At 32.2% G+C, this 14,136-nt stretch carries 9 protein-coding genes; 8 read left to right on the top strand and 1 reads right to left on the bottom strand.

The window, feature by feature from the left end:
* The first annotated feature begins 3 nt into the window (after positions 1–3).
* From ACHRV5_RS17560 to ACHRV5_RS17535, 6 genes are all read left to right on the top strand, one after another.
* On the top strand, positions 4–1,839 hold the full coding sequence (locus ACHRV5_RS17560; RefSeq protein WP_395427633.1) for a tetratricopeptide repeat protein: 1,836 nt from the start codon (positions 4–6) through the stop codon (positions 1,837–1,839).
* 27 nt (positions 1,840–1,866) lie between these two features.
* Positions 1,867–2,499 (top strand): response regulator, encoded by a 633-nt coding sequence (locus ACHRV5_RS17555; RefSeq protein WP_395427632.1) that lies wholly within the window; start codon positions 1,867–1,869, stop codon positions 2,497–2,499.
* A 941-nt stretch (positions 2,500–3,440) separates the two neighbouring features.
* Entirely contained in the window at positions 3,441–5,123 is a 1,683-nt protein-coding gene (locus ACHRV5_RS17550; RefSeq protein WP_395427631.1) for an ATP-binding protein, read from the top strand.
* 89 nt (positions 5,124–5,212) lie between these two features.
* Complete coding sequence (locus ACHRV5_RS17545) at positions 5,213–5,863, top strand: response regulator transcription factor (RefSeq protein ID WP_047779047.1); 651 nt, start codon at positions 5,213–5,215, stop codon at positions 5,861–5,863.
* A 478-nt stretch (positions 5,864–6,341) separates the two neighbouring features.
* Positions 6,342–7,856, top strand: coding sequence for a PAS domain-containing protein (locus ACHRV5_RS17540; protein WP_395427630.1), 1,515 nt, complete (start codon positions 6,342–6,344; stop codon positions 7,854–7,856).
* A gap of 744 nt (positions 7,857–8,600) precedes the next feature.
* On the top strand, positions 8,601–9,344 hold the full coding sequence (locus tag ACHRV5_RS17535; protein ID WP_395427629.1) for a thioesterase II family protein: 744 nt from the start codon (positions 8,601–8,603) through the stop codon (positions 9,342–9,344).
* A gap of 181 nt (positions 9,345–9,525) precedes the next feature.
* On the opposite strand, the gene ACHRV5_RS17530 is transcribed toward ACHRV5_RS17535, so the two are convergent.
* Complete coding sequence (locus ACHRV5_RS17530; protein ID WP_395427628.1) at positions 9,526–10,224, bottom strand: 4'-phosphopantetheinyl transferase family protein; 699 nt, start codon at positions 10,222–10,224, stop codon at positions 9,526–9,528.
* Positions 10,225–10,880: 656 nt separating this feature from the next.
* Between ACHRV5_RS17530 and ACHRV5_RS17525 the strand changes: the two genes are divergently transcribed.
* Complete coding sequence (locus tag ACHRV5_RS17525) at positions 10,881–12,548, top strand: cyclic peptide export ABC transporter (protein ID WP_230002381.1); 1,668 nt, start codon at positions 10,881–10,883, stop codon at positions 12,546–12,548.
* 189 nt (positions 12,549–12,737) lie between these two features.
* Positions 12,738–14,135, top strand: a complete 1,398-nt coding sequence (locus tag ACHRV5_RS17520) for an aspartate aminotransferase family protein (protein ID WP_047779051.1) — start codon at positions 12,738–12,740, stop codon at positions 14,133–14,135.
* Position 14,136 lies beyond the last annotated feature (1 nt).

Below are 14,136 nucleotides of genomic sequence, written 5' to 3'. Positions count from 1 at the left end.
CAAATGAATAAAGGCAGGATAGTGACTATCTTTTGTTTTTTATTGTTTGGCATCAGCTACGGAGTCATGGCGCAAAACCAGGCCAGAGCTGACAGCCTTAAATTACTGTTGGTTAAAACAGATACGCTTTCGTCGAAGGCCAAAATGGGGATTTATGCTAAGATAGCTGCGCATTCTTCTTCGCCGGACGAAGTATTATTGTATGCCAATAAATTGTTGGAGATGGCTTCAATTGATAAGCAGTTCACTTATGTAATTGAAGCCTATCAATCTATAGGTGTTGCATACAGGTTAAAGGGTAATTTAAAAATGGCTTTAAAAAATCTTTTTAAAAGCGCTGATCTTGCAATACAGTATAAGAACGACAAGCTTCTAACGAGTGATTATCTGGAAATAGCCAATACCTATATGTCCAATAATGATTTCAAAAATGCAATTGTCTATAATAAGAAAGCCATTGCCGTCATACGACTCCACGGTAATAAAGAACAATTGGCGATCAACCTGCTCAATACAGGATTTAGTTATTACAGGCTCAACGAACTCGATTCTGCTTTGTCGCTTTATAACGAAGCAGCACCTATTTTTGATGAAATTGATCTTGAAATTGGTAAGGCCTATACCATAGGGAATCGTGCATTGGTTTACTGGAAACAAGGAAAATATGCTATTGCCGAAAAAGATCTTCTCAGAGCTATTACAATGCTTGATTTACTTGGTGATACATTTGGTATGGCCGATTATCACAACCAGTTGGGACGCATTTATTCTGAACTGAAACAGACTGAAAAAGCCATTAATCATACGCTTAAGGCGCTCAATATGGCGAAAGTTCTTGATCTGAAAGAGCAAATCAGAGATGCGGCTTTGCTTTTGTCAGAACTATATGAGGTCGAGAAAGATTATCCGAAAGCGTTCACATATCAATCCCAATATATTGCTTACAAAGACAGCATCGAAAATACCGAAGCAACAAAACAACTTGCCAATCTTCGTACCGATTTTGAAGTAACTCAAAAGGAAAAAGAAATCGCACTGCTGGAAAAAAGACAACTTAGCAACCGGATTTATATTATTGTGACTGTTTTTCTGTTGCTTTTTGCCATATTGTTGTTACTGTATTTCCGACAACGGTTTAAAAACACTAGGCTGATGGCCCATAATGAGCGCAATCAGCATGATGAAAAAATAAAAAAACTGCTAAATACACAAGAGACCAAGACGCTCCAGTCGATGGTACAGGGACAGGAAAATGAACGCAAACGCATTGCAAGGGAGCTGCACAATCATTTTGGAAGTTTGCTGGCTACCATAAAAGTAAACCTGAATGCAATCGATGAAAAGAGTATTTCCAACCATCAGACGCTGACTATATTGGTAGATCAGGCCTGCACCGATATCCGAAATTTGTCGCATGAACTCAATATGGGCATATCGGATAATTTCGGATTGGTACCGGCCTTAAAAGAATTGACCGCGCATTTACAACAAGTCAATGGTCTTGAAGTAGAGTTTAAAGCTGCCATGTGTCAGGAACAAATGAGTTCTGAAAATGAAATAATTGTATATCGTATTGTGCAGGAACTCGTTAGTAATGTATTGAAACATGCAGGAGCCACAAAACTATCGATATTACTGACTTGTTTCGATGATGAAAACCTGATTAATATACTTGTACAAGACAATGGAAAAGGATTTAATGTAACCGAAAAATCAAAAGAAATTTCCGGAATGGGACTCAAAACCCTTAAAGAAATAATTTTCAATTTACAGGGAGACATTAAATTTGACAGCAATCCGGCAAGCGGAACTACTGTAAATATTGATTTGCCTTTTTAGTATCACCTAACTGAACAATTACGGATTATGATAAAAGTATTGATAGTAGACGACCACCATCTGTTTGCCGAAGGCGTAAAATCGATGTTCAAACCGGAAGATGGTATTGAAATAGTCGAGCATACAAAAAACGGAAATACCATTCCGTCTATCCTGGATACGATTACAATTGACACTATCCTGATGGATATAGACATGCCAATACTGGATGGAATTGCCAGCATGGAATTATTAAAAAGTAAGGGGTATGATGTGCCAATATTAATGCTGACCATGCACCAATCCATGAAACAAATTAAGAGCGCACTCGAAAAAGGCGCCCAGGGTTATATTCTAAAAGATGCTTCGAAAGCCGAGCTTGTACAGGCGATTATTGATACTAGTCAGCGCAAGAATTATTTTCACAGTAAAATCAACGAGCAACTGTTTAATTATTTCCGTGGAAAAAACTTAAATAAGAACAACATGCAGGAGCTTTCGGAACGCGAAAAAGAAATCATAAAATGCGTTGCCGACGGAATGAACACCAAAGCCATATCCGGTATCCTTTTTATCAGCGAACATACCGTAAAAACACACCGTCGGAATATCATGCACAAACTACAGGTAAAAACTTCGCCTGAACTCATTAAATTGGCTATTGAAAAAGGTATTATCTGACAGGATTTCTCTTAAGATACCTCATATGTTATAAGTTATAAGTGAGACTGTTATATGTTCAAGAAGTCTCTTTTGTTTATGCTAAGAAAACCCACAACTTTTAAACTTAATTCTTTTTTAAGCTACTTAGAATGGCTTAGGCATCAAAAATTTTGAATCTGCCAAACGAAGATTGAGTGGAATCGAAATCGTACATACAATAAGAAAGAATAAGAGGGTTAATCCTGAAACAAATAGGTTCAAATTATGCTGTAAATTGACTACATAATTTTCATATCTTTAGTTTATATTTTTTTTGATTCACCAGATGTGAGGGAATCTAAGTGTTGGGGCATTAGATTTGTTCCATATCAAACGATTTCGTAAATAATCCGGCGTATTTTTTTAAAATTAATATCTTTGTAGTAAGAAAACTGTAGTATAAGCAATGATTAAATTGTAGAACAAGTTCTACAGACTGTTGCAGAATGTTCTACAGTCGGTTTAATCCCAGCATGCTATTTTTGTTTTTTATTAAGAAAATAGAAATAAGTAAATATTTATAAACGGAATAAGAATATGTTTATCCTATAAAGTTTATTTATTCAATTAAAAAGATCCCCCAAATCTCTTTTAATAGCTGTTGTGTTGTAGTTAGTGCTGATAAATATTGTTGTTCTTTAAACAAAGAAACAGTATCTTAGAGAGAGTAAAATCTGTTATCCGTATTAAAATTGAATTAGTGACTGCTAATTTTGACTATAGAACAATATTTATTTAAAATGTAGTACATCATTCAGGATGTTCTTCCGATACCTAATTAAAAAAGTTGTGTGAGTTATTGATTTGATTCTTTGACTCCTTATTTTATTTTTCATTTTAAAATATAAATTTTGATTAGAAAACAGCCCCAAAATAGCCCCTTTAGTTTCTTTAGACTAAAGTTCAAACACAGAAAAATAATGCACTATACTTTAATAGCTTGTGTTATTTTTTTACAAATAACTGCAATAGTTATTTGGTACAACGAATCGTCTAATGATTCGGAAATGTCAAAAACGATGAATTCTATGGATTCATTGAATAGAATAACACATTTTACGAACAACATAAACAACTCCTTTGTTGATTCTCAAAAAAGCTTTAATAATTATAGTATTTATAAAGACAAAGAATCGCTCAATGCGTACACCGCCAGCTTAAACGATATCAGTCGTTTGATCGACAGTTTAAGCTTAATTACAAAAGACAATAAAGAGTTCATGAAGGTGCTGCAGGAAAAGAACCAGTCCGAACATTCTGTGGAGTCTCTAAAATCCAGTATCGATTCAATAATTGAATCACAGGTCAATCCGGATAAGAATAATTTGTCCCGACCGTTTAAACTAAATAAGTTTGAGTACAAAAAAATCTTAGACAGTATCAAAACGGATTCTTATATGACGATAGACAGTGTGTCTAAAAAAGGATTATTCTCCAGATTGGGAGCTGCTTTAGCCGGAAAAGTTGACATACAAAAAGAGCAGTTGAAGATCACCGTTACTATGAAATATAATAATAAGATAGTGACCGGGAGTATCGAAGAACAATTTGCAAATCTGTTTAATACTACTAACAAATATTACGAAAATCAGTTTATAAACTTAAAAAAGTCATTCGACAATTTAAAAGATCAGGAAGCTAAACTAAAGAGGTTTAATAACGAACTACTGAACTTAGAGGCTGAGGTGATGCCTCATTATAACAATTCATTGAAAGTACTTCAGGACAATACCCAAAAACAGTTGCAGAAGCAGTACGATTCGAATAAAATAGTAAGGAATTATACCATCGCAATTTTGATTCTGCTGATGTTTATCATATCGCTTGTACTTTTTGGTTTTACAAGGTTGGCTTTTCAATATGAAAAGAGACTTACAATGGCTCAGCTGAAGATTCATGAAAGTCTGAATTTTAAGAATAGAATTATGGGGATGGTCAGTCATGAAATAAGGTCTCCTTTAAGCATCATCTCGATTTACAGTAAAATGATTGGCTCCTCTATAAAAGATCCCGAGATAAAAGATACTTTTAAATCGATACAATTTACTACGAACTCATTGCTTCTTTTAGCCAATCAGATTTTGGAGTATTCGAAAGATGAAAATTATGCGCCTAAACTAAACAAAAAGAAATTTCACCTTAAAGAGGAAATTCATCAGATTGTGAATTCGATGACTTCACTGGTTGAAAGCAAAGGCAATAAAATAGAAGTGAATTCGAATCTGATTTTAGAACTTGATGTCAATTCGGATGCAGCAAAAATTCATCAGCTTTTTTATAATATTATCGGTAATGCGAATAAGTTTACTGAGAACGGATTGATAAAGGTAAAGATAGACCTTGAAAGAACCTCGGATAAGAAAGTGAATTTAAAAGTTGAAATTGAGGACAGCGGAATTGGAATTGCTAAAAATGATCTTAAAAATATATTTGAGCTTTATTATCAGGGAACGGTTTCAGATAAAGTAAACAATCTGGGAGTAGGTTTAGGACTTAATTTATGTAAAGAAATAGTAGAATTGTTTAACGGAAAAATAGACGTTCAAAGCGAGGAAGGAAAGGGGACTAAGATTATTTTTAACCTGCTTATAAGTTTGGTTTAAAATAAGGTCCGATAAGTATACTTTAAATGTATAAAGTTAAAAAGATAATTTGTTAGAGAAAAGCGCTTAAATAATTCTAAATTAGGTAAATGAAAATGAAATCACCATCCAACAACTATAGTTTTTTAGTCGCTGATGACCATACTGTGGTTCGACAGGGCGTTTCTTTGATGATAAAAGAGTTATTTTCGAATGCTTTAATTTATAAGGCGGGGAATTTTAAGGATACACTTGATATTTTAAAAGAACATAGGATAGATTTACTGATATTAGATGTGAATTTTCCCGACGGAAACAGCATCAACATCATAACAGAAATAAAAACAATCCAGCCGGAAATAAAAATATTAATCTTCTCCGCTTATGATGAGAATGTTTACGCAATGCGGTATTTGAATGCAGGCGCTTCAGGATATCTGAACAAAGAAACCTCTGAAGAAGAAATGAAAAATGCCATTAGTTCGATGATCTTGTCCGGAAAATATATTACGCAGAATCTTAAAGACAGGATTTTGGATTCTTATATTTCAAAAAAACCAACAAATCCGTTAGATGTATTGTCCAATAGAGAAATTGAAGTGGCGCAGCTTTTAATTAAAGGTTATGGTAATCTGGAAATAATAGAACATTTAAACATAAAAAAAACAACGGTAAGTACCTATAAAAACAGAATTTTTGAAAAACTGGAAATAGATAATCTGGCCGATTTAATCAATTTTTTTCATTTGTATTCTGATTAACAAATTGCTAAAAGGAATTAGGAACCACAGACCGGAGATAGGTTTTGAGATACTTATTAAAAAACAGGAGCGTATAGTCTCCTGTTTTTTTTGGAGCTGATTTTTAAATTTATGAGGAATTTTCAGTAGTAATAATTCTACAACAACCTGTCCAATGTTCTATAAAGTATTGATTTTATTGCATGTATATTTGTTCTGTCAGGAAGACGCAGTTGCTGGAACTTTATAGATAAGGATGGATTTGCAGCAGAATGGATTATTTTTTTCGGCATCTGGCTTCCTGTATTATGAGATTTACTTTTGTTGTTACAGACGGCTTTTTTAGTTTGTTTTTTCTAGGTTATACACGCCATGTCATTTTTTATTTTTTTTTGGAAGATGTCCGTCTGAGCAACAATTTTAAAGTCCGGTACTAATTTTGCATAAGCAAAAACTACAATCAACAGAAAGAGAAAAGAGAACGTAAAGAAGTAAAGTTATGGAATTTGATTTTTACAATACAAAGAAAAAAGCAAACACAAATATTTTTAAATCTAAAGTATTTGATGAGATTCAGGACGCTCTTTTCGTATTTACGATTTCGGCAGATAACGACTATGACATACCTTTTATAAATGATGTAACTTATGAAATGTTTGAAGTCTTATCGAATGTGATGTTTACCGATACCGTATTTTCTATTTACGACCGAATTCATAAAGAGGATAAAAAACTAGTTGTGAACTCTTTGTTTGACGCAATTAAAAAAAGAAGAAAATGGAGTGTGGAGTTTCGGGCAGAATTGCCTTTGAACGGATTAAGCTGGTTTAAAGTGACCTCAAAACGAATGGTCAATAAAGATGGAAGTTCAGAATTTTGCGGCCGAATAAGAGATATTACAGAGTTTAAAGAGCAAGAATTAAGACTTAAAAGAACTGAAGAACGTTTTAAGTTTATGTTAGAGACTTCAAATGCCGGTATTTGGGATTGGGATCTGAAAACGAACAGGTTTTGCTACTCACCACAGTCATTGAATATATTAGAATGGAAAGCTTCCGATATTTCTAATACACAAGAGGGATGGAATAAAATAATGCATCCGGATGATCGTGAAGCATACACTGAAGCACTGAAGGATCATTTTAATAATAAAACTCCTTTCTTCGAAAACTTTATGCGCGTACTGACTTCTGATCAAAAATACAAATGGATTCTTAGTAAAGGAATGGTAGTAGAACGTGATGCTGCCGGGAGATCCTTAAAAATAATAGGAACTCACAGTGATGTTTCTTTTCAAAAAGAAAAAGAGCTGGAGTTGAAGAGAGAGCTGGAAGTATACAAGGAGAAAAACAACAGATTGTTGAATTTTTCGCATATCGTATCTCATAATCTAAATGCGCACGCAGGTAATTTTAAAGTACTTCTGGACCTGATCGATTCCGAAGAAAGTTTTGATGATAAAGTTGAAACCATAAAATACCTGCGTGCGGTTTCGGGAGATCTTAGTAAAACAATTGAAGATTTGTCTCAAATTGTAAATGTTCAGAACAATACCGAAATCAATGTTGAGACGCTGAATTTGAACAGTTATTTAAGCAGGGTACTCAATATTGTTAATGCCTATAGCGAGAGTAATAATGTTACGATACTAAATAACGTTTCCCCCGAGGCAGTTGTCCGTTTTAATCCGGCATATCTTGAAAGTGTATTGCAAAATTTGAGTACCAATGCTATTAAATATGCAGATCCTGAAAAACCACTAATCGTTGAATTTAATTTTTTCATTGAAAACGGAAAAAAAACATTCACAGTAAAAGACAATGGTTTAGGAATCGACCTGGAGAAATATGGAAATTTGATTTTCGGAATGTATAAAACATTTCATAAAAACGAAAAAGCAAACGGTTTAGGCTTGTACATTACAAAAAACCAAATCGAGTCTATGAATGGAAAGATTATGGTAGAAAGTAAGGTAGGAGTAGGGACGATATTTAAAATTGTGTTTAATGATTAAGGAGTATCGTAATTAATGATTTAAATTTTGGCTGTGTGGTATTTCTCAGTAGTTCTCGAATTGTGCTGTGAATGAATACTAAAGGATTTTTTTCTTGAGTGTTTATTCTTCGTGTAGTATATTTCAAGCTAAGATTTATTTTTAAATATATTGATGTTGAGGTGATTGTGAAATTAAAATCATAAAGCTAAAATCATTTTATTCTTTTCATTTCAAGTAGATTTAGCAGTTTTTTTCGTTGTTTTCTTCGAAAATCTGTTTTTCGAGCTATAGCGTAATTCCATTAAGTTATGGAATGTCAAAAAAAGTCTCACATTGATTTTAGCGGAATAGAATAAAAAAATCCGTAGAATCAGCAGAATCTGCGTGAAAAATATCTTAATTTAATGACATTTTGTTATAGCGGACATTCGAAGCAAATCTGTGGCAAAATAAGAAAGTATCAAGGCCAAAAGTGGTGTGCATTTATAGTATCAATTCATCAAGTCCTGTTTCTTGCAATTTTGTCATTTCAAATGAAAAATGTCTTGTACGTTTTTTTAATAAACTAAATTTCCACATTCAATTTTGTTCTGCTTCACAGCTTTTGTCTTTGGTGCTGGAAAACTAAATCTAAATTAAGGACAGATTCAAAATCTTATAAATTGTATTGGATAATTTGTAAGTTTTACTATATTTTTGCGAAACAGAAATAAAAGGAAAATTCCAACTTCATTTTAATAAATTCCCATCTGTTTGTAAATTATGAAAGATAATAGAAATAAAATTATTGCACTTCCTTTTGCCGGAGGTAATAAATATAGTTTTAGCAGTATTGAAAAACACATACCTAAAAGTTTAAATTGGGTAACCTTGGAATTACCAGGAAGAGGTGGTCGTTTTAAAGAGAATTTATTAGTGGATGTTGATGAATTAGTAGACGATCTTATCAAACAAATCATTCCGCTTATCGAAGATTGCAGTTATGTAATTTATGGACATAGTATGGGAACGTTATTGGGATATGAATTAGCAAAAAAAATAATTCTGCTGGGGTTAAAACAGCCAACATGTCTTTTCTTTACAGGTAGGGGAGCACCGGGCTTTAATCGGTTTACTAATAAAAAATCTTTATTACAAGAAGAGGAGTTTTGGCAGGAAGTTGAAAAAATTGGAGGATTACCAAAAGAGATCTTAGAATGTAAAGAGCTTTTAGAGTTGTATTATCCCATAATGAAATCAGATTTTCAAGCTATTGAAGATTATAATTTTAAAGTGATGGAGGAGCCGTTTACCTTTCCTATTCATATCTGCATGGGAAAAGAGGAAATCGGCGAAGGAGAAGAAAAAACAACTTTAACCGACATGAAAGCATGGAAAGATGAAACATCTTCGCCTTGTACGTTTGAGTTACTGGAAGGCGATCACTTTTTTATTCTTAAACATCCGGAAGTAATGGCACAAAAAATAGCTCATATGGCTCATGGTGTCAGAATAAATGCGTACTAATATTTGATGGTACTTTAAAAGATTTAGCACTAATGCCATTTATTGAAAAATAAGTGGCTTTTTTTTAAAAAATTGTTTTAAAATAATTCAGGTCTTGTAAAAAAGTTTTTTTATTGAAAATGGTAACTAAAAAAACAATTAAATAGTACATAGCTCTAGAGCGTTTTGTGTTTTTAGTGGCTTAAAATGGCGACTCGACTTTCTTAATGTTGGTCTGTATTATTTTCTTCTCTTTAAAACCGGTAGAATAATCAACCTCAAAAAAAAGGAAATTTGGGTTTGCAATGGTTGTTGCTACACTAGCGCAACTATTTTCGCTTAAGACTAACTCAGTCAGATTCCATGACTTGTTATCGTATAGTACTTTATTGTTATGTATAGTGATATCTAATAATGGAATGGACAGACCGTTTCCTACTGCTTTGATCAAACTCTCTTTCATAGTCCAAAGTCTGAAAAAGGATTTCAGAGGATCTTCTGATAGATGAATTTTTTGCCATTCTTCTGCTGTCAAAATATAGTTGTAATCTTTAAAATCAATAGGAGTTATCACTTCAATGTCAATGCCTAATTTTGCTTTTTGTGCAATGGCGCAAATCACAAAATTACCTGAATGAGAGATATTAAAATCAATATCGTTATTTAAAAAAGGCTTTCCAAATTCGTTGTATTTTATATCAAGTATGGCGTTTTTACTTATACCTATTTCGTTTAAACATTCCATTAGCAGCAGTCTTCCAAGGACAAACGCATGTTGGTCTTCCCATTTTCGGTATGAATTACTTTTTTTACGTAATTCCGGCGATAGATATTCTTGTAAACGGGACCAATTATCAGAAGAAATTGGTTTGTCAAATCTTGTAAAAAAAAGATGTATCAAAAAAAGAATGTTTTAGGGAGAGTTTTGCAAATATAGTATTTGTATTATTATCTTTAGAAATATAGTCACATTTGCTAGTTTAGAACAAACGTTATAGTCGTAAAAAGTTCGGATTTTTTCCCTGCAATGTTTAAACTTTTTAGTACTTCAATTCTAAGATCAATAGCATTAAAATAGGGTTTAAGTAAAAGCCAAATTCATTAAGATTTAGTAATTGTTAACTATTTTTAAGTAGTCGTACGAATGAAAAAAATCGGGAGTTTTATGTATCAAAAAGAAAGAAATATTGGGTAATAATAATCATTTTGTTGATTGCGAGTTTGTTATGTTTCTCGTTGCGGATTTATGAGTTATTTTTTAAAAATATGTAAGAATAGTGTGTTATTTGTAATTTTTTATGTATAAAAATAATTTTTAATCAGAATTATTATGTTAAAAAAAATATGAAATATGTTTTAATTAACAATTTTATTAATTAAATACGTATTGTTTTTTATTAATAATTAATATTATTCAGTATTTTGGCTTTATTTTTTAATTATTGTCAAAACATGTAGGTTTTTTGGTTTTTTATTGAGTTTTTTCTTGTTTTATGATATATATTTGTGATCAGGAATATCGCATAAAACCCAGATTAACCATTTAAAATTCAAACATTGGAAAGAATAACTTTGCTGAAAGTATTAAAATTAAAATTAAATGTAGCCCTGCCACTGTTAGGATTATTTGCTTTAATAAACGGATTGTGGAGTAGTAGTTTGTTAATGCTTGTCAGTAATAAAGTTGCCGGTACTCCTTTACCGTTTTTAAGTGATTATGATTGGTTGATTTATTTGGTTTTAGTTATTGTTTCGTTTGTCCTGACTTATTATTTTAAAAGGTACATGATTAAGGTTACTTTGAATTTTGGTAAAGAAATGGTACTTCAAATTATAGACAAACTTAGGTTATGTAATTATGAATCCTATTTGCGAATCGGAGAAGCAAGAGTTAGAACTGCGATGCAGGATGTAGGTACATTAGAAGCGTTACCGGAATCTTTTATCGTTTTTTTTAATGCAATAATCATGATAATTGCAGGGATAGGATATATGTTTTGGCTTTATCCGAAAGGAGCTGTAATGATGATAATTATTATTATAGCTTTAGCTTTAGTTTATGTTAAGAGAAATGAAGCCATTGAGAATAGTATGACTGAAGAACGAGATCTTGATGATAGTTTTATGGCTAATTATAACGATTTTTTGCATGGTTTTAATAGCATTAAGATGAGCAGTAAGAGAAGTCATTCGATCTATTTTAATCACATTGTTAAAAATCGTAACAATGCAATCAAATTAAGCATTAAGGCTGAGTTGGCAGCGTTTGGAAATGAATTAATAGGGCAGTATTTTTTTTATGTGATAATCGGTGTCGTGCTTTTTGTGCTGCCTTTGATTTTTGAGTTAGATCAAATTGTTATTTCCGGTTTCATGGTTGCTTTTCTATTTTTAATGGGGCCAATAACTATTTTTATAAATCTTATGAAAAACATTATTGGATTTAAAATTGCATTTGACAGGATTAATGAATTTAATGAAATTACCAGTGGAAGTATAAAAGACTCGGATTTAAGTACAAGTTCGACTAATCCATTACCTGTTTTTGAAAATTTAGTGATAAAAAACTTGAGTTATAAACACATTGATCCTAACGGTGTAGTTACGTTTGAACTTCAACCGATCAATCTGGAAATAACAAAAGGCGAAGTCATTTTTATTTCCGGAGGAAACGGAAGTGGAAAAAGTACTTTTATCAACTTATTATCCGGACTTTATATACCTAAATCAGGTGAGATATTGTTGAACAATACCAATCTTATTGATCGAGAGAATCGATCTGATTACAGAGATATGATATCATGTATTTTTTCAGATAATTATTTGTTTTCTGAAAATTATGATGGTTTTGATTTGCTTCCGTCTAATGAAAACCTGACAGAACTCCTGAATAAAATGAAACTGGAAGAAGTGATTCGGGTAGATGTGGCGAATAATAAAATATTTCAAAATTTGTCCAGCGGTCAAAAGAAAAGGATGGCATTGATCTATTCATTATTAGAAGATAAAGAGATTTTTATTTTTGATGAATGGGCTGCTGAACAAGATCCGGAGTTCCGAAAATATTTTTATGAAAGTATAATTCCGGAGCTTAAGAGTAAGGGAAAAACCGTAATTGCGATTACACATGACGATGCTTATTATAAATTTTGTGATCGATTAGTAAAATTTAATTATGGCAAAATAGTAGATCAGGAAATTTTATTTTCTTCGGTTCTGGCATAACATTACAATTAAATAATATTTGTTTCTCTTTATTTTTGGACTATACTTTTATTTTTGAATTAATTATTTCGTTTTTAAAATCATTCTTTAATTTTTTTAGAATTAGTTCAATGATTCACCAGATCATTGGATGTAATTCTATGTTTATAATTTAAATACAACCACTCATTATTACAACCACTTATTATTATGGAATTACTTAAGGATTATCATTTGTCTCAAGGGGCAAAAATCATTTCATCTTCATTACCTGGAGAAAAATCAAAAGTTTTATTAGAATTACAGAAAAACATTGAAGGTAGTGTTGTTTCATATCCTAAGAAAATGCCCATTGCTTTAAAACGTGCAAAAGGTAGTATTGTAGAAGATGTAGACGGAAATCAATTTATTGATTTTTTTGGAGGTTGTGGCGTATTAAATGTAGGGCACAGTAATGCCTTTGTAATGGAATATGTTAAAGAACAACAGGAAGAATTAGTTCATGCATTGGATTTTCCAACAGAAAACAAACTTTTTTTAATTCAAAAAATATTAAACAATTTACCGGAAGAGATTCGCGAAGATTACAAAGTTAGTTTTGGTGGACCAACAGGTTCTGATGCAGTTGAAGCTGCAATAAAATTGGCGAAAATAAAAACAGGTCGTGATGGTATTATTGCTTTCTCAGGTGGATACCACGGAATGACTTCCGGTGCTTTGGCGGTGACCTCAGATACTTTTTTCAGAAAAAAAATATCCTCACTTATTCCAAATGTGCATTTTGTACCCTATAGTTATTGCTATCGTTGTCCATTTAATAAAGAAGAGAGTACTTGTAATTATGATTGTGCAAATCATTTTGAATGGATCTTGGAAACAGGACATTCCGGTATAACACTTCCTGCAGCGATTATATTAGAACCAATACAAGGAGAAGGTGGAAATATTGTTCCAAGAAAAGGATTTTTGGAGCGTATCGTCAAAATAGCAAATAAGCATGGCGTAATTGTAATTTTTGATGAGATTCAAAGTGGTTTCTACAGAACAGGAAAATTTTTGGAATTTATGAATACAAAAGCAGTTCCGGATATAATTACATTCTCAAAAGGTTTTGGAGGAATCGGATTTCCAATTTCCGGACTAATTTATAAAAGAGATATTGAGGCTTGGGAAACAGCAGAACATATTGGAACTTTTAGAGGTAATCAAGTGAGTATAGCTGCAGCCAGAGGGGCGTTTGATTTTATAGAAAAATATAAAATTGAAGATTATGCAAACTTTATCGGGGACTATTTGAAAGAGGAATTGAATTTGTTGGCATTGGATCATCCGTTTATAGGAGAAGTACGTGGAAGAGGAATGATGATAGGGGTAGAGTTTGTGAAAAATAAAACTTCTAAAAAACCTTTCCCGGAGTATTTGAAAGAGTTTAGAACAGAATGTTTTCACAGAGGATTATTGTTTGAGGTAGGAGGTCATTATAACAACGTATTGCGATTAGTTCCGCCTTTAATTACAACTAAAGAAATAGTTGACGCTGCCATAATAATAATGAAAGAGGCGTTTGTTGTTTGTGAAGAAAAGAATTTATCACAAGCTCTGGTTTAAT

The organism is Flavobacterium sp. FlaQc-52, from assembly GCF_044007495.1.
In the GTDB taxonomy this organism is placed as follows: domain Bacteria; phylum Bacteroidota; class Bacteroidia; order Flavobacteriales; family Flavobacteriaceae; genus Flavobacterium; species Flavobacterium cupriresistens.
The sequence above is the reverse complement of the archived record's forward strand: the minus strand, read 5'-3'. Positions and strand labels throughout refer to the sequence as shown.